The following is a 21,951-nucleotide window of genomic DNA, read 5'->3' on the forward strand; positions in this document are numbered from 1 at the left end:
CAATCCGGGGGCGGTCGCGCCAGTAGATAAAGCAGTCCCGGATTTCCCTGCGCTCCATCCGGGCTACGAGTGAACAGCTATTTTCCAGCGAGGCTCCGAACGTGCTGGATAATTCCGGAAAAGTCGACTCCGCCATGGCCCGACGCGTCGAAGGTCTTATAGAGTTCCTGCGCGTGCTTGCCGAGCGGCGTCACCGCGCCGGCGGCATTGGCGGCGTCCTGTGCCAGCGTCAGGTCCTTCACCATCAGGTTGGAGGCGAAACCCGGCTTGTAGTCGTTGTTGGCCGGCGAGGTCGGCACTGGACCTGGAACCGGGCAATAGGTCGTCAGCGACCAGCACTGCCCCGACGAGGTCGAGGCGACGTCGAACAGCGCCTGGTGCGACAGGCCGAGCTTTTCGGCGAGCACGAAGGCCTCGCCGACCGCGATCATGGAAATGCCTAAAATCATGTTGTTGCAGATCTTGGCCGCCTGCCCGGCACCGCCGCCGCCGCAATGCACGATCTTCTTGCCCATGTTGGCCAGCATCGGCTGCGCCGCCGCGAACGCCTTCGCCTCGCCGCCGCACATGAAGGTCAGCGTCGCGCCCTTGGCGCCACCGGTGCCGCCGGAAACCGGCGCATCGACGGAAGCGATGCCGTGCTTGGCGGCGAGCGCATGCGCCTGCTTGGCGCTTTCGACGTCGATGGTCGAGCAATCGATGATCAGCGTGCCCTTGGCCATCGCGGGCAGCACCTCGTTCCAGACGCCGAGCACATGCTTGCCGGCCGGCAGCATCGTGATGACGACATCGGCGCCCTTCACCGCGCCGACGCCGCTCTCGGCGATCGCAGCGCCGTCGTGCCTCGCCTGATCGCGCGAGGCCGCGACCAGATCGAACGCGGTCACCTTGTGGCCGGCCTTGACCAGATTGGCCGCCATCGGCCCGCCCATATTGCCGAGCCCGATGAATGCGACGTTTGCCATGGGAAGTCCTCCGCTTGCGACGTTTCTATTTGCTGTCAGGAAATTTCAGTTCATCGGCGCCGATCTCGGCGAAGTAAGGCGCCAGCATCTCCGCTGTCACGTCCTCGATATTGGGCGGCGACCACTTCGGATTGCGGTCCTTGTCGATCACGGCGGCGCGCACGCCCTCGCGGAAATCGTCGCTGGCGAACACTTCGAGCGCCGCGCGATACTCGCGCACCAGGCACTCCTCCAGCGTCTCGGTCGCCCGCGCCAGCCGCAGCAGCTTCAGCGTCACCACCGTGCCGCGCGGCGACTTCTCACTGAGCGTCTTCAGCGTGGCCTGCGCCAGCTCGGAGCCATCGGCTTTCAGCGCATCAACGATGTCTTCCATCCGTCCGCGCGCGAACCAGCCGTCGATTTTGGCCTGTAGCGCGGCGACAGGGCCGGATTTCTCGCCGGTGGCGAAGCCTGCGATCAGCCGGTCGATTTCGGTGGACGTCGTGCCCGGCGCAACCTTGGTCAGCGCCTCGCGCAGCGCCGGAAGCTTTGCGCTCGGCACCACCGCGTCGGCGAACTTGGCGTAGATCGCGTCAGGACCGTTCATGGTGGTGCCGGTGAGGCCAAAATAGGTGCCGATCTCGCCCGGCGAACGCGACAGCAGATAGGTGCCGCCGACGTCAGGGAAGAAGCCGAGCCCAACTTCGGGCATCGCAAGCTTGGTTCGCTCGGTCACCACGCGGTGCCGGCTGTGCGCCGACAAGCCGACGCCGCCGCCCATCACGATGCCGTCCATGAAGGCGACGTACGGCTTCGGAAATTTCTTGATCCGCGCGTTGAGGATGTACTCGTCGCGCCACAGGATCTTGCCGAGGTCGCCCTTGACCTTCGAGCTTTCCCAGAGCGCGCGGATATCTCCGCCGGCGCACAGGCCGCGCTCGCCGGCGCCTTCCAGCACGATGACCGCGACATCGGGATCGTCCTCGAACGCGTCGAGCGCCCTGTCGATGTCGCGGAACATCTCCAGCGTCACCGCATTGATCGCCTTCGGTCGATTGAGCCGGATGATGCCGGCCGCCCCTTCCTTGCGTGCAATCAGGTCGCCTTCGGCAGCGGCCACATCATTCATCGCGCGCCCTCGATCAACTTGCGCGACACGATCAGCCGCATGATTTCATTGGTGCCTTCGAGGATCTGGTGCACGCGCAGATCGCGCACGATCTTCTCGACGCCGTATTCGCTGAGGTAGCCGTAGCCGCCGTGCAGTTGCAGCGCCTGGTTGGCGACCTCGAAGCCCACATCGGTCCCGAACCGCTTTGCCATTGCACACAGCATGGACGCGTCAGCATCCTTGCGGTCGAGCGCGGCGGCCGCGCGCCACAGGAAGGTGCGTGCGGCCTCGAGCTCGGTTGCCATGTCGGCGATCTTGAATTGCAGCGCCTGGAACTCGTCGAGCCGCTTTCCAAACGCCTTGCGGTCCTTCATGTAGGCGAGCGCCTTGTCGAGCGCCGTCTGCGCGCCGCCGAGCGAGCATGCCGCGATGTTGAGACGGCCGCCGTCGAGGCCGGCCATTGCGATCTTGAAGCCGATGCCCTCCTCGCCGAGCCGGTTTTCGACCGGCACGCGCGCGTTCTCGAATACGACCGCGCGGGTCGGCTGCGCGTTCCAGCCCATCTTGCGCTCATTGGCGCCGAACGACACGCCCGGCGTCTTGCCGTCGACGACGATCGTCGAGACGCCGCCGGGGCCATCGCCGCCGGTGCGCACCATCGCCACCAGGAGATCGGTGCTGCCGGCGCCGGAGATGAACTGCTTCTGGCCGTTGAGCACGTAATGGTCGCCGTCGCGCACCGCGCGGGTGCGCAGCGCAGCGGCATCGGAGCCGGCGCCCGGCTCGGTCAGGCAGTAGCTGGCGAGCAGCTCCATGGTGCAGAGCTTCGGCAGCCATCTGTGGCGCTGGGTGTCGTTGCCATAGGCATCGATCATCCAGGACGCCATGTTGTGGATCGAGATAAAGGCGGACGTGGTCGGACAGCCCGTCGCCAAGGCCTCGAAGATCAGCGCCGCGTCGAAGCGCGTCATCGCCGAGCCGCCGACATCGTCCTTGATGTAGATGCCGCCGATGCCGAGGCCTGCTGCCTCGCGCATCACGTCCACCGGAAAGTGCTTCTTCTCGTCCCATTCGAGCGCGTGCGGCGCGATCTTCTCCGCCGCAAACGCCCGCGCCATGTCGCGTACCGCGATCTGGTCCTCGTTGAGAGCGAACTGCATCGTTGCCTCGCCCTGAACGGACTTACTTCATCGTCGGGATCGAGAACTCCGCGCCGTCCTTGACGCCGGACGGCCAACGCGAGGTCACCGTCTTGGTCTTGGTGTAGAAGCGAACCGAGTCCGGACCGTGCTGGTTGAGATCGCCGAAGCCGGACTTCTTCCAGCCGCCGAAGGTGTAGTAGGCGATCGGCACCGGGATCGGCACGTTGACGCCGACCATGCCGACATTGACCTTGGCCGCGAAGTCGCGCGCCGCGTCACCGTCACGGGTGAAGATCGCAACGCCGTTGCCGTAGTCGTGGTCGGACGGCAGCGCCAGCGCCTCGTGATAGTCCTTGGCGCGCACCACCGAGAGCACCGGGCCGAAGATCTCTTCCTTGTAGATCCGCATGTCCTTGGTGACGTTGTCGAACAGCGAACCGCCGAGATAGAAGCCGTTCTCGTAGCCCTGCATCTTGAAGCCGCGGCCGTCGACCGCAAGCGTTGCGCCTTCCTTGACGCCGATGTCGATGTAGCTCTTGACCTTCTCGACCGCCTCGCGGGTCACCAGCGGACCGTAGTCGGCCGACGGATCGACCGAGGTGCCGATCTTGAGCGACTCGACGCGCGGGATCAGCTTTTCCATCAAGCGGTCGGCGGTGGTCTTGCCGACGGGCACCGCAACCGACACCGCCATGCAGCGCTCGCCAGCCGAGCCGTAGCCGGCACCGATCAGCGCATCGACTGCCTGGTCCATGTCGGCGTCGGGCATGATGATGGCGTGGTTCTTGGCGCCGCCGAAGCACTGGCAGCGCTTGCCGGTCTGCGCGGCGCGCTCGTAGATGTACTGCGCGATCGGGGTCGAGCCGACAAAGCCGATCGCCTTGACGTCGGGATCGTCGAGGATGGCGTCGACCGCTTCCTTGTCGCCGTTGACGACGTTGAGAATGCCGGCCGGCAGCCCCGCTTCGATCATCAGTTCGGCAAGCATCATCGGCACGCCGGGATCGCGCTCCGACGGCTTGAGGATGAAGGCATTGCCGCAGGCGATCGCGGGCGCGAACTTCCACATCGGGATCATCGCCGGGAAGTTGAACGGCGTGATGCCGGCGACGACGCCGAGCGGCTGGCGCATCGAATAGATGTCGATGCCGGGGCCGGCGCCTTCGGTGTATTCGCCCTTCATCAGATGCGGGATGCCGCAGGCGAACTCGGCGACCTCGAGGCCGCGCTGGATGTCGCCCTTGGCATCGGGAACGGTCTTGCCGTGCTCGCGCGCCAGCAGTTCGGCGAGCTTGTCATAGTCGCGCTGCACCAACTCGACGAATTTCATCATCACGCGGGCGCGGCGCTGCGGGTTGGTGGCGGCCCATTCGCCCTGCGCGGCGCGGGCGTTCTCCACCGCGGCGCGGACTTCGGCCTTGGAGGCCAGCGCCACCTTGGCCTGGACGTCGCCGGTCATCGGCTCGAAGACGTCGGCCGTACGGCCCGAGGTGCCCTTGACCTCCTTGCCACCGATGAAATGTCCGATCGAGCGCATGAATATCCTCCCTTGAAGACCTGAATCGCCGCTCCTCGCGGCAAGATCGCTTTACAAACCCTAATGACCCTGCATTTTATAGGATTCAAGTCCGATAAATTGCACCTTAGATGTGCGGAAATGCAGGATCAAGGCGGCGACACGATCGACTGGGACGACTTCCGTTTCGTGCTTGCCATCGTGCGCGGCGGGTCGGTGTCGGCTGCCGCCAAGCAGCTCGGCGTCGATCATGCCACAGTGATCCGGCGTGTCGACCGGCTGGAAGGCCACCTCTCCGCAAAACTGTTTGATCGGCGCAAGACCGGCTATCTGCTGACCGAGGCCGGCCAGCGCGTCGCCGACAGCGCCGAGGCGATGGAATCCACCATCGTCGCCAACCAGGAGGCGGTCGGCGGCTCGCGCGCGCACCTCACCGGCACGGTGCGGATCGGCGCGCCCGACGGCTTCGGCAGCCACTTTCTGGCCTCGCGGCTGGTCAAGTTCACCGAGCGGTATCCCGATCTCGATTTGCAGCTGGTCGCCACCGCGCGGCTGTTTTCGCTCTCCAAGCGCGAGGCCGACATCGCGATCAGTCTGACCATGCCGAAGGAAGGCCGCATCGTCGGCCGCAAGCTGCTCGACTACACGCTCGGGCTTTATGCCGCACCCGGCTATCTCGCGCAGGCGCCGAAGATCGCCGCGCGCGCCGACCTGCCGAAGCACCGCTTCGTCGGCTACATCGAGGAACTACTGTTCACGCCGGAACTGGACTATCTGCCGCTGGTCTCGCCGAAGATCTCGGCCAAATTCCGCAGTGCCAACCTGATCGCACAGCTCAACGCCACCATCGCCGGCTTCGGCATCGCGGTGCTGCCGCACTTCATGGCGTCCGCCCACCCCGAATTGCAGCCGGTGCTGCGCGATGAGGTGCGGATCTCGCGCACCTTCTGGCTGCTGATGCACGCCGATAGCAAGGACCTCGCCCGCATCCGCGCGGTGGCGGATTACATCTACGAGACGGTCGAAGCCGAGCGCGCGCTGTTTGCCGGGGCGACCTGACGAGCGCTGGCCCCCGAGCTCGGTTTGAGAAATGCCTTTTTGAGAAATGCCTTGGCGGTGTGACGCTTCATCCTTATACCGCATTTTGGACGGATCCTGAGTAGGGAGTAACACTGTGCCCGACCCGGAAAGTCTTCCAATCGATCAGATTTACGTGCCCGTTAAGAAACGGAAAACCCTCAGGCCTGAGCTCGTTCAAGAAATCGCGGCGAGTATTCTGGAAGTTGGGCAACAAGTCCCCATTCTCGTTCGGCCTGATGAGGGCCGCCTCGTTTTGCTCGAGGGGTTACATCGGCTCGAGGCCTGCAAGGCGCTTGGCGAGACAACCATCATCGGAGTCTGGGGTTCAGCAGAGACTGCTCACCACAAGACGCTGTTGTCCGACGGAGCTGAGACAGAGGCCGAGCGGGACAAAATGGCGCGATTGAAGAAGCTGCGCCTCGAGAGAGAAGCTGCCGAGAGATCGTCGGCTTCCGCAGACGCGATCGTGGAAACTGAATCAGCCAAGCTTCGGTCGGCTCGCTCCGGAACGAGTACCAGACGAGGGTCGTCGGGCGATCCAGGATCAAAAACGAGGACGCTGTCGGAATGGCTCACACAACAAAAGCGCGATGGTGGTCGTTATTGATTACCGCCTCGGCCATCAAGGTCGGAGGGAGCGTGCGAAGGGCCGTCACTCCGGAAGCCTCGCAGGGCTGAGGCCTTCCAAAGGGTGCCTCATGCCTTCGTTGCCGAGGAAACCAAACCGGTGAGATCCAGCGCCTCGTCGCAGGAACTCCCCTAATTCGCTCTGGCACGCGGTTTCTTCGTCACCGCCGCCCGCCCCATCACCGCCTCGCGGCCGGCGCTCAGGATCTCGTCGGACATTTCGCCGCTGCCCGCGATCCGCGACATCACGATGGTGCCCAGCATGGTCGCGAGCGTGGCCATCGCCTGCTTGCGCGCGGTCTTGCGCGGCACGTCCTGGATCTGGTCGGTGATCATATCGATCATCTGGTCGAGCTTGAGCGCAAAGGCCTTGCGGGTCTTCAGGCTTTCGCGCGCGATCTCGGCGCCGAGCGCCGGCACCGCGCAGCCCTGCCCGGGATCGTCGCGATGCACCGCCGACAGGTAGCCGTCGACGATGGTCGCAAGCCGCTTCTCCGGCGGCACCTCCGCCGTGACCTTGCGCCAGCGCTCGTTGGCGCGGTCCATGGCGTAATTGAAGGCCTCGATCACCAGCGCCTCGCGTGAATCGAAATGCGCGTAAAAGCCGCCATGGGTCAGGCCGGCGTCCTTCATCAGGTCGGCGACGCCGATGCCATGGGCGCCCCTCTCGCGCAGCCGCGTCGCGGCCTTCTTCACGATCCGCGCGTGGGTCTCCTGCTTGTGTTCTTTCGAATAGCGCATGCCGATCTCATGGAATGTTTCTAATCATACAATAGCAGATTTGCGCCGGGAATGCTGCAGTTATTTCGCTTTTGGTTCCCCGCCCAGCATGGAAAACGTCGCAGTCGCGTGCACCGCAAGATTGTCCTTGCCGTCGCGAACGAAGCCCTCGGTGTAGCTGGTCTGGCGGCCGAGCTTGATCACCTTGCCCTCGGCCGCGATGGTTCCCGAGCGCGCCGAGAGCGGGCGCAGATAGGTCAGCTTGAGGTCGAGTGTGACAGAGGTCTGCCCCGCGGGCAGCAGGGTCGAGATCGCGCAGCCCATCGCGGTATCGAGCAGCGCGGCGGCGGTCGCGCCGTGCAGGAGGCCGATGGTGTTCTCCAGGCTCTCATGCGGTTCGAGTTCCATCACGATCCGCCCCTCGTCGACCACGGCCACGCGGAAGCCGATCAGTTTTGCCATCGGCGGCGGCGGCAGGCGGCCGTCGCGGATCGCGCGCATCGCCTCGATGCCGGACATCGGCATCGCCGCCCTGGCGACCGGCCCGGGCGCCTGCCATTCGACTACGCGCGTGCGCGTCAGTTCGGGCGAATGCAGGTCTGATGTCTCGGCGGCGGTCATGACGGCTCCATTTATATGATACGTGTAATTCTATATATCCGCGTCCCCCGGCGCAACTGCCGGCCAGCGTCTTGACAGAGACAGGCTTTGTCCGGGACATGGCGCGATCAATTCCTGCGCCGGGACTTTTTCCATGGACATGCTCAACCCCCACTGCGGCATCGACCGCGACCCCAGAGGCGTCGTCCGCCTCACGATCTGCAACGCCGGCAAGCTGAACATCGTCAGCTCGGCCGTGACCAACGGCGTGCGCGAGGGATTTGAGCACCTCGCCGCCGATCCGACCATCCGCGCCGTGATCCTGGCCGGCGAAAGCGAGCGCAGCATGATCGGCGGCGCCGACATCAAGGAGATGGCGACGCTCGACCAGGCGTCAGCCGAAGCCTTCATCGGCCGCCTGCGCGATCTCTGCGAGGCCGTGCGCAAATTCCCGGCGCCCGTGATCGCCCGCCTGCCCGGCTGGTGCCTCGGCGGCGGCCTCGAGGTCGCGGCCGCCTGCGACGTCCGGGTCGCGGCGCATGATGCGATGTTCGGCATGCCCGAGGTGCGCGTCGGCATCCCCTCGGTGATTCATGCCGCTTTGCTGCCGCGCCTCATCGGCTGGGGCCGCGCCCGCTGGCTGATGATGACAGCGGAGAACATCGACGCCCCCACCGCGCTCGGCTGGGGCTTGGTCGACACGGTCGCAAAGCCGGGCGGCCTCGACGAGGCTGTCGAGCACACCGTGAAGGCGCTGCTGGAATGCGGCCCCGAAGCGCTGCGCATCCAGAAGGATTTGTTGCGGCAGTGGGAAGAGCTGCCGCTGACCGAGTCGGTCAACCTCAGCGTCGGTGTGTTCGGAAAATCCTTCCAGACCGGCGAGCCGCAACGGCTGTTGCAGGGATTTTTGGATCGCAAGCGGTAACAACGACACCTTGTAGCCCGGATGGAGCGCAGCGAAATCCGGGACACATCATCCGCGGGTGGAATCGCCCCGGATTGCGCTTCGCTTCATCCGGGCTACGAGACCAACCTGACAGAGTGTTGACCGCCGGCCCCAGCCGATTAGTCTAACCTCAATCGCGAGGCAGGCGCTCCAGATCGAGAACGTCGATCGGAACACGGTTTCTCGCAAATCGCCGCGCGCGCGGCCAACAAAACAATCAATTCGGGACAAACGCACGAGGTCAGAACTCAAGAGCTGCAGGAGGACATATGGTCCAAAAGCGCGACGTTCCCGGTATCCGACCCTATGATGCTCCGGCCGGCGGCTGGGGCGCCCTCAAGGCCACCGCGATCGCGGTGCGCGACCAGATGGATCTGGTCGAGGCGCCTATCACGCTGTTGCGCACCAACAAGCCCGACGGATTCGACTGTCCGGGCTGCGCCTGGCCGGACAAGGAGCACACCTCCACCTTCCAGTTCTGCGAGAACGGCGCCAAGGCCGTGACCTGGGAGGCGACCAGCAAGCGCGTCACGCCTCAATTCTTTGCCGACCATACCGTCACCGAGCTGCTGACCTGGAGCGACTTCCACCTCGAGAACGAGGGCCGGCTGACCGAACCGCTCGCCTATGACGCTGCGAGCGACACCTACCAGCCGATCAGCTGGGACAACGCCTTCGCGCGGATCGGCGAGAGCCTACGCGCGCTGCCCGATCCTGACATGGCCGAGTTCTACACCTCCGGCCGCGCCTCGAACGAGGCCGCGTTCCTGTTCCAGATCTTCGCGCGCGAATACGGCAGCAACAATTTCCCCGACTGCTCGAACATGTGCCACGAGGCGACCAGCGTCGGGCTGCCGCAATCGATCGGCATCGGCAAGGGCACGGTGTCGCTGGACGACTTCGACCATTGCGAGCTGATCATCGCGATGGGCCACAACCCCGGCACCAACCATCCGCGCATGATGGGCACGTTGTGGGAGGTTTCGCGCCGCGGCGTGCCGATCATCGTGTTCAATCCGCTGCGCGAGCGCGCGCTGGAGCGCTTTGCCGATCCGCAGGACCCGATCGAGATGGCGACCTTCAGCTCGACACGGATCGCCTCGACGTATTACCAGCCGAAGGTCGGCGCTGACGCCGCGGTGCTGAAGGGCGTCATGAAGGCGCTGATCGAGAAGGATGACGCGAGCCACGACGTGCTCGACCACGCCTTCATCGCCGAGCACACCAACGGCTTTGCCAAGTTCGCCGCCGACCTGCGCGCCACGTCGTGGGAGGCGATCGAGACCGTCTCCGGTTTCACGCGCACCCAGCTCGGCGAGATTGCCGCCGCTTATGCAAAATCCAACGCCACCATCGTCACTTACGGCATGGGCATCACCCAGCACAGCCGCGGCACCGACAATGTCCAGCAGATCGCAAACCTGCTGCTGTTGAAGGGCAATTACGGCAAGCCCGGCGCCGGCATCTGCCCGCTGCGCGGCCACTCCAACGTGCAGGGCAACCGCACCGTCGGCATCACCGAGAAGCCGAACATCCCGATGTTCGAGGGCATCGAGCGCACCTTCGGCTTCAAGCCGCCGCGCCATCGCGGCCATGACGCGGTCGCCGCGATGGAGGCGATCGACGACGGCCGATCGAAAGTGCTGATCTGTCTCGGCGGCAATTTCGCCATCGCGCTGCCCGATCCAGAACGTTGCGCGGCCGGCATGCGCAAGCTCGAGCTTGCGGTGCATCTCGGCACCAAGCTGAACCGCTCGCATCTTCTGGTCGGCAAGCAATCGATCATCTTGCCGGTGCTGGGGCGCACCGAGCGCGACATCCAGGCCTCGGGGCCGCAGGTCGTCACCGTCGAGGATTCGATGTCGATGGTGCACGCCTCGCGCGGCAAGCTGACCCCGGCCTCCGAAAACCTGCTTTCGGAATCGGCGATCGTTGCCGGCATGGCGACGGCAACCTTGCCGGCGAGCAAGGTGCCGTGGCCAGAGCTGATCGCCGACTACGATCGCATCCGCGACGCCATCGAGGGCGTCTTCCCGGACTTCAAGGATTACAACGCGCGGATCCGGATTCCCGGTGGCTTCCGCCTGCCACTGCCGCCGACCGAGCGCAAATGGACGACACCATCGGGCAAGGCCGAATTCCTTATCTTCGATGGTCTCGAAGAGGATCCGGTGCTGTCGGACGAGACCATCCTCAAGCTCGCCACCATCCGCAGCCACGATCAGTACAACACCACGATCTACGGATTGAACGACCGCTATCGCGGCGTGTTCGGACGGCGCGACGTGCTGTTCGCCAACGAGGCGGACCTCACCGCGCGCGGCCTCGCCCATGGCGATCTCGTCGAGATCGAGACAGCGCTGCCCTCGGGCGCGCCGCGCCGCCTCACCCTGACCGCGATCGTCTACGACATCGCCCGCGGCTCGGTCGCCGCCTACTATCCGGAAGCGAACGGCCTCGTGCCGCTGGATTACCAGGACAAGGAGAGCGGCACGCCGTCGTACAAATCGGTGCCGGTGCATATTCGGCGGGCGAGCCAGGCAACGTAATCTGATGTGGCAGCGGCTTCTTCGGCTACCGAAGGGCCTGTGACCGGCAGCGAACATTCGGCATGTCTGCGCTGCACAGGATGTGGCATGATCACCTGATGCCAACAGAGGAACTGTGCTGTGCAAGAGGAAACATGGTGGGAAGGGCCACTATGCGTCACGCACCCGATCAACGGACGGCGCATCTTCGGAATTTGCCACGATGATCAGTGGCGCTGGTCCGTGCTTATCAATGGACCGGCTTGGCAAGACACTTATCTTCATGTCTTCGCTCCCGCCGGAGCAACTGTCCAAGGCGCAAGGGAGCTCGCGAGCAAGCTTGGCCCGATACGCGAGCAGGATGAATCCGAAATCGCTTCCGCGCTGTGCAGCCAACTTGAGGCTGCCCGCAAATCTTCCTAACGACGTCGCTTGTAGCCCGCATGAGCACAGCGACATGCGGGACCATTCGCCCCGGATATCGCTTCGCTCATCCGGGCTACCTAGCGAAATCGGGGCTACGCCTACTCCTCACCTTGCATTGGCCGGCGCATGCACCGGCCACAAATCCGCCCGCCAGTGCAGCGCGATCGCCAGCATCGCGATGAAGCCGGCCGCCGCGAGCAGCGTGCCGGTCGCGGTGTAGCCGATCAGGTCGATCAGGCTGCCGGCGGCGAGCAGGCCGAGCGGCAGGCCGTAGATCACCATCATGCGCACGCCCATCACCCGGCCGCGCAGATGCGCGCTGGCATTGCGCATCAGCATCACGGCGGCGGAGATCATCGACATGCTCTGCGCGATCCCGGCCAGCACCAGGCAGGCCATCGCCACCGGCATGGTCCTGAGCTCGACGAACACCAAAAGCATCGCATACCAGGCGAGCGTCGCGCCGATCAAAAGCCGCGCGATGCGCACGCCGCCGGCCATGCTGAGCGTGATCGAGCCGATCAGCGAGCCGAATGCAAAACTCGCGGAGAGATAGCCGAGCCCGGTCTGGTCGGTATGGAAGATGTCGCGCGCGACATAGGGCAATAGGCCGTTGGTGAGCGGAAACGCGGTGAGATTCGCGAGGAACGCGACACAGAGCGCTGCGCGCATGCCGGGACCGCTCCACGCGTAGACGATGCCCTCCTTGAGGTCGCGCAGCAGCGCCGAACCGGGCAAGTCGCTTGCCGATTGATCGGCCGCGCCGTGCACTTGTGCCGGACGGCCCATGCAGAGCATCAGGATCGCGGCAACGAAATAGAAGCTCGCGATCCCGACATAGACATAGCCGATGCCAAGCGCCGCGAACAATCCGGCCCCGGTCAGCGCGCCGGCGATGCGCGCCGAGTCCTGCGTCGTGCGCGCCAGGCTGATGGCGCCGACCAGCTGCGCCGGCGGCATGATGTCGGCGAGCAGCGCGCCGCGCACGCCGAGGTCCGACGGACGGATCACGCCCATCAGCGCGACGATGATCATGACCTTCAGCGGCGCCAGATGGCCTGAAAGCGCCAGCATCATGATGGTCCCGGCGAGTGCCGTGTAGGCAAAGCGCATCACGGCGAGCAGATCGCGATGCCCCATCCGGTCGCCGATCATGCCGACGACGGGCGCGACCAGCGTGCCGACATATTGCAGCGAAGCGAGCACGGTCAGCAGCAGCACCGAGCCGGTCTCGACCATGATGTACCAGCCGAGCACCAGCGTCTCGACCTCGAACGCCCAGGAGGTGAGCAGATCGGAGGGCCATTGGAAGCGATAGCTGCGGATGCGAAATGGCGCGAGCGCGGAAGTCCGCGTGGTCCCGCTCAAGACGCGATGACGCGTGTCACGGCGTGTCCTGCCCTTTTCTTGGTTTTTCTGGGTCTTGATTCTGGGTCTTGCTTCGGCCGTTGATTCTCTTGAGAAAACGTCCTGTTCCGAGAGCGTAGCGCCGAGCCCGCCGCTGTCAATCGAAGCCGCCGCATGCGGCCATGCGCGGCGGCATCAGGGGCAACGTGTTGCACTGCCCCGCCTGGTTGTCTGGAGCACGCCGCGGATCGGCCGGCCCCCTCCGCCCAGCGAATGTGCTAGCATGCCTGCTCCGAAACCGCGGAGGACGCCATGAACGCCTTCGAAGTTTTCGCAATCTACGTGACGCCCTTTGTGATCATCGGGATCGCAATCAAGCTGCTGATGAAGCGCTACGCCGTCGACCTGCCCGACGTGCAGAAGCAGGCGGGCTCGACACCGAAGCGGCGGTTCTTGCTCGGCGCGTGGCGGTCGGACTAGGTCACGTCGTAGTGGACCGTAGGATGGGTAGAGCGCAGCGAAACCCATCATGTTTCCGCGCGGAAGAAAGTTGATGGGTATCGCTGCGCTCCACCCATCCTACAAGTCGTCCATCCTCGGCTCGAATTCATTCGGCTTTTCCGAATTTGACTTGACATCTGATCCAACTCAGATGTTAAATGCGTTGTCTCACCCGATCGAGGGGCGCTTCGCGGTCGTCACGAACGTGGGTCGAGATGCGGTGGACGCGGAGTGTGCGACTGACGAGCGCGCATGACGCGGACGGTGAAGTCGTGTGGTCCTGACGCCCTAGCGGCAGGTGTCCTCTCGCAAGATGCAACGCGTGTTGCGAAGGCGGTGACAAAAATGCCCAGTCTCGCCGGGGAGAGCACGAAGTAAGCCGTAACCCATCGCGCAGGGAAAGCCGGATTGCTCCGGTTACACCTGTGGTCCTACCCCCGAGCTTTCTACCCATTGCTCGGGGCCCATGGGTGCGATCGGCACCCGGCTTTCCCTGCGCCCTCTGCGAGAGAGAGGGCGAAAACGAAGAGCAAAGCTCGGACGACCATGTCGCGAGAATGCGAAGCTGTGTCCCCACCCACACTCGACCGGGCGATGACACCGAGATTGTATGCAATGACGGTGCGTCGCATCGCACGAGAACTATCCCCATCGTCGTCCTGGCGAAAGCCAGGACCCATTACCCCAAATGGGATTTGTTGCGCGACGCTGGGGCCACACCCCTCTCTAACAACACGACCCTGTGGTTATGGGTCCCTGTTTTCGCAGGGACGACGATTGTGGATAAGGGCCGCGCCACACATTCGGTGTCGTTCCGGCTTTCGCCGGGACGACGGTGGTGATTGCGGAACTATCCCGGCCCCTCATTCATGCGAACACGACATTTTGTCATAGGACGTGGAGTTGCATTTTTTGCATCGCATCATATGATGAGAATAATCCAATCAAATCCCCGGCATTGAAGGGAATCCTGCCATGGCAACCAGCGCCGATCCCGTCGTCATCCTCTCCGCCGCCCGCACCCCGCTCGGCCGCTTCATGGGCGAGCTCACGCCGCTCGCGGCCCACAAGCTGGGCGCGCATGTGATCGGTGCGGCGCTCGAGCGCGCCACGCTCGCGCCCGAGCGCATCGACGAGGTGTTCATGGGTAACGTGCTGCCGGCCGGCCAGGGTCAGGCGCCCGCCCGCCAGGCCGCACGCGGCGCGGGGCTGCCGGACGCCACCGGCGCCACCACCGTCAACAAGGTCTGCGGCTCCGGCATGAAGGCGACCATGCTGGCCCACGACATCATCAAGGCCGGCTCGGCCGAGATCGTGCTGTCCGGCGGCATGGAGAGCATGAGCAACGCGCCGTATCTGCTGCAGAAGGCGCGCGGCGGCTACCGTGCCGGCCACGACCGCATCATCGACCACATGATGATGGACGGGCTCGAGGACGCCTACGAGACCGGCCGCTCGATGGGCGATTTCGGCGAGGCCACCGCGGAGGCCTATCAGTTCACCCGCGCCGACCAGGACACCTATGCGATGGAGACCCTGAGCCGCGCCCGCAAGGCGGTCGAGGGCGGCGCCTTCAAGGCTGAGATCGCACCGATCACGCTCACCGAGAAGGCAGGTCCCCGCATCATCGCCAATGACGAGCACCCCCTGAAGGTCGATCCGGCCAAGATCCCCGGCCTGAAGCCGGCATTCCGCGCCAATGGCACCATCACGCCGGCCGCCTCCTCGGCCAATGCCGACGGCGCCGCCGCGCTGATCCTGGCGCGGCGCTCGCTCGCCGATCGCGACGGCCTGCCTGTTCTGGCCGAGATCAAGGGCCACGCCACCCACAGCCAGGAGCCGCAATGGTTCACCACCGCGCCGATCCCGGCGATCAGAAAGCTGCTCGACAAGGTCGGCTGGAGCGTCGGCGATGTCGACCTGTTCGAGATCAACGAGGCGTTCGCGGTGGTCGCGATGGCGGCGCAGCGCGATCTCGGCATTCCCCGTGACCGGCTGAATATCAATGGCGGCGCCTGCGCGCTTGGCCATCCGATCGGCGCCACCGGCGCGCGGCTGATCGTGACGCTGTTGCACGCGCTGGAGGCGCAGAACCTGAAGCGCGGCGTCGCCGCTTTGTGCATCGGCGGCGGCGAAGCCACCGCAATCGCGGTCGAGCGGGTCACGCACTGAGGCAGCCAGCCGTCATTGTGAGCGAAGCGAAGCAATCCATTCCACCGCATGCGCGGAACAATGGATTGCTTCGTCGCTTCGCTCCTCGCAATGACAGCCGCAACAGAGTCCGAAAACGAGGGAACTTTGGCATTTTAGCCATAGCTCCCTCGTGCCATATTGTGCATCACGAATAGAACCCTCATCGCATTTCATCCGGGGCCCAATGATCTCGAACTGGCTTGCTTCCACCCTCGCCCGCCGCAACATCCATTACGGCTGGGTGATGGTTGCCGTGACCTTCCTGGCCGCGCTGATCTCGGCCGGCACCGTCGGCGCCCCCGGCGTCTTCATCGTGCCGCTGCAGAAGGAGTTCGGCTGGTCCACCGCCGAGATCTCCTCAGCGCTGTCGATCCGCTTCATCCTGTTCGGGCTGATGGCGCCGTTCGCCGCCGCGCTGATGAACCGTTACGGCCTGCGCAACGTGACGCTGGCGGCGCAATTGATCGTGGTGTCGGGACTGTTGGCCTCGCTCGCCATGACGCAGGTCTGGCAGCTCATCCTGTTGTGGGGCGTCGTGATCGGGATCGGCACCGGCATGACCGCGCTGGTGCTCGGCGCCACGATCGCGACGCGCTGGTTCGTGGCGCGACGCGGCCTCGTGATTGGCATGCTCACTGCGAGCGTCGCGACCGGACAGCTCGCCTTCCTGCCGCTGCTCGCGACCATCACGGATCGCTACGGCTGGCGTGTCGCGCTTGGCCTTGTCTGCGTCATGCTCGGCGTCGCCGCCTTTGCCGTGCTGATGGTGATGCGCGACCGGCCGAGCGACGTCGGCCTGCGCCCGTTCGGCGACGAAGGCACCGCACCCCTCCCCGCGCCGCCGCCGGCCAATGCGCCGATCATGGCGGCCGCGCTCGGCACGTTGCGCGACTCCTCCAAGTCGTCGGTGTTCTGGATCCTGTTTGCGACCTTCTTCGTCTGTGGCGCCTCGACCAACGGCCTCGTCCAGGTCCACCTGATCCCGATGTGTCTCGACTACGGCATCCCGCAGGTGCAGGCCGCGAGCCTGCTCGCCGCGATGGGCATCTTCGATTTCTTCGGCACGATCATCTCGGGCTGGCTGTCGGACCGCTTTGACAATCGCCGGCTGCTGTTCTGGTATTACGGCCTGCGCGGGCTGTCGCTGCTGTATCTGCCGTACTCCGACTTCACGTTCTACGGCCTGTCGCTGTTTGCGATGTTCTACGGGCTCGACTGGATCGCGACCGTGCCGCCGACGGTGCGCCTGACCGCGCAGCGCTTCGGCGCCGAGCGCGCCAATCTGGTGTTCGGCTGGATCTTCGCCGGCCATCAACTCGGCGCCGGCGCCGCCGCGTTCGGCGCCGGGCTGTCGCGCACGCTCTATGCGAGCTATCTGCCGGCATTCTTCATCGCCGGCGCGCTTTGCGTGATCGCCGCGCTGAGTGTGCTGGCGATCTCGCGGCCGCAGCCCAAGGTCGCGCCGGAGGCGAAACCGGTCGCGGCCTGATCCGGCCTCGCTGCGTGCTACTCCGCGGCGAGACCGGTCGGTGCCGCCGCGTCTGCGACGTCCTTGTTGTAGTCGTGCACGACGCGGCCGAACGGCAGCGTCAAATCGGCGATGTAGTGATGCGCGCCGACGACGCGCTTGACCGGGAAGTCCGCGACCGGTGCATTGACGTGCGGCACGAGATGCAGCCGGCCGGGTCCGATCCACGATCCCTTGACGACGATGTCGGTCAGGTTGATCGCAACGAGCTGGCAGATCTCGAGATGACCGTCGACGCCGGGGATCATCTTCAGATTAACTTGCGTCTTCGATAGCGTGGCGCGGGTGATGTCCCCGTTGCCCGCCATGCTCTCGTGCTTGTAGCCCATCGTGCCCATCGCGACGAGCTGGCCGGCATATTCCAGCGTGCCGGTCAGCGTGTCCTTGACGACCTCGAGCTTGGGATGGGCGTACTTCTTCGGAAAGCCCCAGATCTCGCGGCCGGCCGCGATCGGCGGATCATCGTCGAGATACATCTGACAGACGAAGTTGACCTCTTCGCCATGCAGCCGCGCGGGGATCACGAGGCCGGACTCGGTGTAGCTGCCGAAGCCGGAGCTGTCGGGCATCTTGATCCATTCGTAATGCACGATCGCCTGCTCGATCGGCTCCAGCGGCTCAGGCAGGCCGGCGCGGATCAATTCCGGATCGGTCTCATAGGTGATGACGAGGAAATCGCGATCGATGAAGCGGTAGGGTCCGGCGGGATAGCTCGGACCGGCAGCCGGCATGGACGGAAGCTTGAGCAGATCTTCCCTGCGCATCGCGATAACCCCCTGTTCGGAAATATTGCGCGGAGGCTAGTGGCCGAGATTGACAGCGATATGAGGGATTTCCGTCACGGGCATGACCCGCGTCCTGCGGTGGAGGCCAATGCTAACCATGCAGGCGGGCATGCTCGATGCGCCGCACGTCGGCGCGACGCTTGTCATCACGGCGTCATCGGCAGCCTGAATTCTCGCCGCAATTTTTTGGAGTGTCTGATATGGACGCGCGGTCCCCTCATGTCGACGATATCGAGCACGCGACGCCCGGCTGGCGTCCCGAAGGATGCGATCGCGTGGCGCTGGTTCTGCAGGGCGGCGGCGCGCTCGGCGCCTATCAGGCCGGCGTCTATCAGGCGCTGCACGAATCCAATATTGAGCCTGACTGGGTCTGCGGCGTCTCGATCGGCGCGATCAACTCGGCGATCATCGCCGGCAATCCCCCCGAAAAGCGGCTGGAGCGGCTGCACACATTTTGGGATCGCATCACCTCTCGCAAGATCTGGCACTACACGCCGGACGGCGACATCTTCCGTAAGGCGCGCAATTTCACGAGCTCATGGCTGACGACGACGCTCGGACAGCCCGGCTTCTTCACTCCGCATCAGAGCAATCCGTGGCTCAGCCCCGCCGGCGCGCGCACCGCCACGAGCTATTACGACACCACGCCCTTACGTGACTCGCTGCTCGAGCTGGTCGATTTCGACCGCATCAATTCTAAGAAGATGCGCTTTGCAGTCGGCGCGGTGAACGTGCTTTCCGGCAACTTCATCTATTTCGACAATGCCCATGACGAGATCATCCCCGAGCACATCATGGCGAGCGGCGCACTGCCGCCGGCGCTGCCGATGGTGAAGGTCGGCACCGATCATTTCTGGGACGGCGGCATCGTCTCCAATACGCCGCTGCAGCATTTGCTCGACCAGGAGGACAACGCCAACTCGCTGGTGTTCCAGGTCGACCTGTTCTCGGCGCGCGGCGCGCTGCCGCGCGACATCCAGGACGTGATGGCCCGCCACAAGGACATCATGTACTCGTCGCGCACCCGCTACAACACCGACGTCTACCGCAAGACCTACAATCTGCGTACCGCCCTGCACAACGCGCTGGGAAAAATCCCCGACGACCAGCTGTCGGACGAGGAGCGCCAGCTCAAGAAGGCGAATGCGCGGCTGCCCGGGATCACGCTGCTGCAGCTGATCTATCAGCAGAAGGCCTATGAGGGTGACGCCAAGGACCACGAATTCTCCGGCACCTCGATGCGCGAGCACTGGGCGAGCGGACACGAGGACACCAAGCGCTCGCTGAAGCGGCGCGAATGGATCAAGATGCCCGAGAACGGCATGGGCATCGTGATCCACGACGTGCATCGGGAAGCGGAGTAGATAGGGTCGTCATTGCCGGGCTTGACCCGGCAATCCATCCGCTTTGACAGAGTCACTCGTCCGCGATTGCGGACGATGGATGCGCGGGTCAAGCCCGCGCATGACGCGTTGAGTTCGCGGCGGTGTGCTACGGCCGCGTCGACATGTTGCTCGGCGGGCCGGCCTTGCGGATCGGCTCGGCCAGACGCGCGAACTCGCAGAGCAGCGAGCGCGTCTTGCGCGGGTCGATCACCTCCTCGACCCAGAACTTCTCGGCCGAGCGGAACGGCGAGCGCAGCTTGTTGAGGCGGTCCTCGATCTCGCGCAGCTTGGCCGTGGGATCGGCAGCGGCGTCGATCTCCGCGCGATAGGCAGCCTCGATGCCGCCCTCGAGCGGCAGCGAGCCCCAATAGGCCGATGGCCAGGCATAGCGCATCGAGAAGCGGTTGGCCGGCTGATGCACCACGCCGGCGACGCCGAAGGCGTTGCGGATGATGATGGTGCACCACGGCACCGTGCTCTGGTTGACCGCCGCCATCGCCCGCACGCCGTGGCGGATGGTCGCCGACTTCTCCGCCTCGAGCCCGATCATGAAGCCGGGGCAATCCATCAGATAGACCACCGGCAGATGGAAGGTCTCGGCGAAGTCGACCCAGCGGATCACCTTCTGGCAGGCGTCCGCGGTCCACGAACCGCCATAGTGGAAGGGATCGCTGGCGAGCAGGAGCACCGCCCTACCCTCGATCCGCGCCAGTCCGGTGATCACAGGCCGGCCGAAATTGCTGGCGACCTCGAAGAACGACCCCTTGTCGACGACCGCATCGATGATCGGCCGCATCTTGTAGACCTGCTTGCGGTTGCGCGGCACGGCCTTCAGCAGCGATTCCTCGGCACGTTCCGGATCGTCGGTGCAGGGAATGGTCGGCGGCAAATCGTAGACCGAAGCCGGCAGATAAGACAGGAAGCGCCGCGCATAGTCGAACGCCTCCTCTTCGGTCTCGACCGCCTGATCGATCGCGCCGGCGCGGGTCTGAATGTCGGCGCCGCCGAGCTCCTGCTTGGTCAGATCCTGCCCCAGGCGCTTCACCACCGGCGGGCCGGCGACGAACATCGCGGAGTTCCTGGTCATGACCGAGTAATGCGTGGCCGCCAGCCGCGCGGCGCCAAGGCCAGCGACCGAGCCGAGGCCGAGACCGACCACCGGCACGCACGACAGATTGGCGAGCGTGTACCAGTACGAGCGCGTGCCGCCGACACCGCCAGGCAGATTGGCCGCGCCCCGAGTCTCGATCGTCTTCACCGAGCCGCCGCCGCCCGAACCTTCGATGATCCGCACGATGGGCAGGTGGAAGTCGTGCGCCATCTCCTCCGCCATCAGCGGCTTGGCGGAAATCGATGCATCGGCCGAGCCGCCGCGCACCGTGAAATCGTCGCCGACCACCACCACGGTGCGGCCGTCGACCCTGGCGCGGCCGAACACGCAGTTCGCCGGGGTCAGATGCTTGAGTTCGTTGCTCTCGTCGTATTCGGCGATGCCGGAGATGGCACCGACCTCGTGGAAGCTGTTCTGGTCGACGAGCTTGTCGATACGCTCTCGAACCGTGAGCCGGCCCTGGTCGCGTTGCCGCTTGACCTTGTCAACGCCTCCCATCTCCCGCGCGAACGCTTCGCGCCGGGCGAGGTCGTCGAGTTCCGGCTTCCAGTTCATTCATTGCCTCCGTCTTGATGATTTTGTTGTTGTTATGCGTGGCCACCGGAAGCGACTTGCGTTCGATCCGATTGCTGAAGATGTCGCCGTCGGCGCCTTCGAGCAGGCTGCCGACCGCGGCGGCGAGGTCGACCATCAGCGGCGCGACCTCGCGATGCAGCCGCTGCTCGTCATACATCGCCGAGAGCAGGCCGATCGTGGTGACCACATAGGTCTGGTATTGCGGTGACCACAGCGGCACCGCGACGCCGTTGATGTGCGGGCTCCACAGGCCGCAGGCGACGACGTAACCGTGCTCCTGCAAATGACGGCGGTTGGCCGCGATGCGCGGCGTCAACATCTTGGCGCTGTCCGGCAACTCGCCTTCCATCTCGGCGATTAGCGCATCACCGATCGCGGGATCGAGCGCCGCAGTGTAGGCATGGCCGGCTGCGGTGGTCGCCATCGAGATGCGGCTACCGGTGGCCTCATGCAGGCCGAGCGCGTTCGCCGCGCGGGCGAACTCCAGATAGACCAGATGAAAGCGGTCGGGGATCACGAAGCCCACAGTGCCGGGCAACTGGTCCGCGACATCCTGCAAGCGCAGCCGGATCAGGTTGCGCAGCTGCAACCCCTTCATCATCGAGGTGCTCATCGCGACCGCGCTTGGGCCGATGCGATATTTCTGATCGCGCGGCAGATAGACGAGCTGTCCCATCCGCGTCAGCGTATGCGTCAAGCGCGACACCGTCGAACGCGGCAGGCCGCAGCGGTTCGAGATTTCGAGATTGCCGAGTCGCGCTTCGTGCCCTTCGAAGCACCGCAACACATCAAACGCGCGCGACACCACCTGGATGACATCGCCATCGCCAGTCTCGCTGGCGAGCATTCCCTGCCGGCTAAGCCGTTCCGAGCGCCGTCCCATTT

At 64.8% G+C, this 21,951-nt stretch carries 19 protein-coding genes; 9 read left to right on the forward strand and 10 right to left on the reverse strand.

The genetic code is table 11. The features are described from left to right. Nucleotides 1–77 precede the first annotated feature (77 nt). Genes mmsB through AAFG07_RS24980 form a run of 4 tightly spaced genes read right to left on the reverse strand, consistent with a single transcriptional unit; the run spans nt 78 to nt 4,734 of the window. Entirely contained in the window at nt 78–965 is an 888-nt protein-coding gene (gene mmsB / locus AAFG07_RS24965) for a 3-hydroxyisobutyrate dehydrogenase (protein ID WP_092113148.1), read from the reverse strand. A 25-nt stretch (nt 966–990) separates the two neighbouring features. Next, nucleotides 991–2,073 (reverse strand): enoyl-CoA hydratase/isomerase family protein, encoded by a 1,083-nt coding sequence (locus AAFG07_RS24970; RefSeq protein WP_342722512.1) that lies wholly within the window; start codon nt 2,071–2,073, stop codon nt 991–993. Continuing rightward, nucleotides 2,070–3,215: an isobutyryl-CoA dehydrogenase gene (locus tag AAFG07_RS24975; RefSeq protein ID WP_342722513.1), complete on the reverse strand. Its 1,146-nt coding sequence runs from the start codon at nt 3,213–3,215 to the stop codon at nt 2,070–2,072. Before AAFG07_RS24975 ends, AAFG07_RS24970 begins: the two co-directional genes overlap by 4 nt. 22 nt (nt 3,216–3,237) lie before the next feature. Then, nucleotides 3,238–4,734, reverse strand: coding sequence for a CoA-acylating methylmalonate-semialdehyde dehydrogenase (locus tag AAFG07_RS24980; protein ID WP_212317989.1), 1,497 nt, complete (start codon nt 4,732–4,734; stop codon nt 3,238–3,240). A gap of 120 nt (nt 4,735–4,854) precedes the next feature. Here AAFG07_RS24980 and AAFG07_RS24985 point away from each other — a divergent pair, with 120 nt between their 5' ends. Further along, entirely contained in the window at nt 4,855–5,772 is a 918-nt protein-coding gene (locus tag AAFG07_RS24985; protein WP_342722514.1) for a LysR family transcriptional regulator, read from the forward strand. Nucleotides 5,773–5,887: 115 nt separating this feature from the next. Further along, a complete protein-coding gene (locus AAFG07_RS24990) occupies nt 5,888–6,400 on the forward strand; it encodes a ParB N-terminal domain-containing protein (RefSeq protein WP_342722515.1) in 513 nt (170 codons plus the stop codon). A gap of 152 nt (nt 6,401–6,552) precedes the next feature. Here the strand turns inward: AAFG07_RS24990 and AAFG07_RS24995 are convergent, their stop codons facing one another. Then, nucleotides 6,553–7,161: a TetR/AcrR family transcriptional regulator gene (locus tag AAFG07_RS24995; protein WP_342722516.1), complete on the reverse strand. Its 609-nt coding sequence runs from the start codon at nt 7,159–7,161 to the stop codon at nt 6,553–6,555. Between the two features lie 60 nt (nt 7,162–7,221). Continuing rightward, nucleotides 7,222–7,761, reverse strand: a complete 540-nt coding sequence (locus tag AAFG07_RS25000) for a PaaI family thioesterase (protein ID WP_342722517.1) — start codon at nt 7,759–7,761, stop codon at nt 7,222–7,224. Between the two features lie 133 nt (nt 7,762–7,894). Between AAFG07_RS25000 and AAFG07_RS25005 the strand changes: the two genes are divergently transcribed. Continuing rightward, nucleotides 7,895–8,665 (forward strand): enoyl-CoA hydratase, encoded by a 771-nt coding sequence (locus AAFG07_RS25005; RefSeq protein ID WP_342722518.1) that lies wholly within the window; start codon nt 7,895–7,897, stop codon nt 8,663–8,665. Nucleotides 8,666–8,955: 290 nt separating this feature from the next. Then, on the forward strand, nt 8,956–11,235 hold the full coding sequence (locus AAFG07_RS25010) for an FdhF/YdeP family oxidoreductase (RefSeq protein WP_342722519.1): 2,280 nt from the start codon (nt 8,956–8,958) through the stop codon (nt 11,233–11,235). Nucleotides 11,236–11,745: 510 nt separating this feature from the next. On the opposite strand, the gene AAFG07_RS25015 is transcribed toward AAFG07_RS25010, so the two are convergent. Continuing rightward, entirely contained in the window at nt 11,746–13,008 is a 1,263-nt protein-coding gene (locus tag AAFG07_RS25015; RefSeq protein ID WP_342722520.1) for an MFS transporter, read from the reverse strand. A gap of 291 nt (nt 13,009–13,299) precedes the next feature. Here AAFG07_RS25015 and AAFG07_RS25020 point away from each other — a divergent pair, with 291 nt between their 5' ends. The 4 genes from AAFG07_RS25020 to AAFG07_RS25035 all read left to right on the forward strand — a co-directional run bounded on the left by AAFG07_RS25020 (nt 13,300) and on the right by AAFG07_RS25035 (nt 17,170). Further along, entirely contained in the window at nt 13,300–13,467 is a 168-nt protein-coding gene (locus AAFG07_RS25020) for a hypothetical protein (protein WP_342722521.1), read from the forward strand. Between the two features lie 73 nt (nt 13,468–13,540). Continuing rightward, entirely contained in the window at nt 13,541–13,744 is a 204-nt protein-coding gene (locus tag AAFG07_RS25025) for a hypothetical protein (protein WP_342722522.1), read from the forward strand. A gap of 719 nt (nt 13,745–14,463) precedes the next feature. Continuing rightward, the gene (locus tag AAFG07_RS25030) at nt 14,464–15,660 is read left to right on the forward strand and encodes an acetyl-CoA C-acyltransferase (RefSeq protein ID WP_342722523.1); all 1,197 of its coding nucleotides are present in this window, start codon (nt 14,464–14,466) and stop codon (nt 15,658–15,660) included. Between the two features lie 205 nt (nt 15,661–15,865). Further along, entirely contained in the window at nt 15,866–17,170 is a 1,305-nt protein-coding gene (locus AAFG07_RS25035) for an MFS transporter (RefSeq protein ID WP_212315036.1), read from the forward strand. 17 nt (nt 17,171–17,187) lie between these two features. On the opposite strand, the gene AAFG07_RS25040 is transcribed toward AAFG07_RS25035, so the two are convergent. Continuing rightward, entirely contained in the window at nt 17,188–17,973 is a 786-nt protein-coding gene (locus AAFG07_RS25040; RefSeq protein WP_342722524.1) for an acetoacetate decarboxylase, read from the reverse strand. Between the two features lie 221 nt (nt 17,974–18,194). On the opposite strand from AAFG07_RS25040, the gene AAFG07_RS25045 reads away from it, so the two are divergent. After that, nucleotides 18,195–19,358: a patatin-like phospholipase family protein gene (locus AAFG07_RS25045; protein WP_342722525.1), complete on the forward strand. Its 1,164-nt coding sequence runs from the start codon at nt 18,195–18,197 to the stop codon at nt 19,356–19,358. A 127-nt stretch (nt 19,359–19,485) separates the two neighbouring features. Here AAFG07_RS25045 and AAFG07_RS25050 read toward each other — a convergent pair whose 3' ends face one another. Both AAFG07_RS25050 and AAFG07_RS25055 read right to left on the reverse strand, forming a co-directional pair. Then, nucleotides 19,486–21,045 (reverse strand): carboxyl transferase domain-containing protein, encoded by a 1,560-nt coding sequence (locus AAFG07_RS25050; protein ID WP_342722526.1) that lies wholly within the window; start codon nt 21,043–21,045, stop codon nt 19,486–19,488. Further along, complete coding sequence (locus AAFG07_RS25055) at nt 20,975–21,949, reverse strand: IclR family transcriptional regulator (protein ID WP_092113093.1); 975 nt, start codon at nt 21,947–21,949, stop codon at nt 20,975–20,977. The genes AAFG07_RS25050 and AAFG07_RS25055 overlap by 71 nt, the downstream gene beginning before the upstream one ends. Between the last annotated feature and the right edge of the window lie 2 nt (nt 21,950–21,951).

The sequence above is a fragment of the Bradyrhizobium sp. B097 genome (genome assembly GCF_038957035.1).
GTDB lineage: Bacteria > Pseudomonadota > Alphaproteobacteria > Rhizobiales > Xanthobacteraceae > Bradyrhizobium.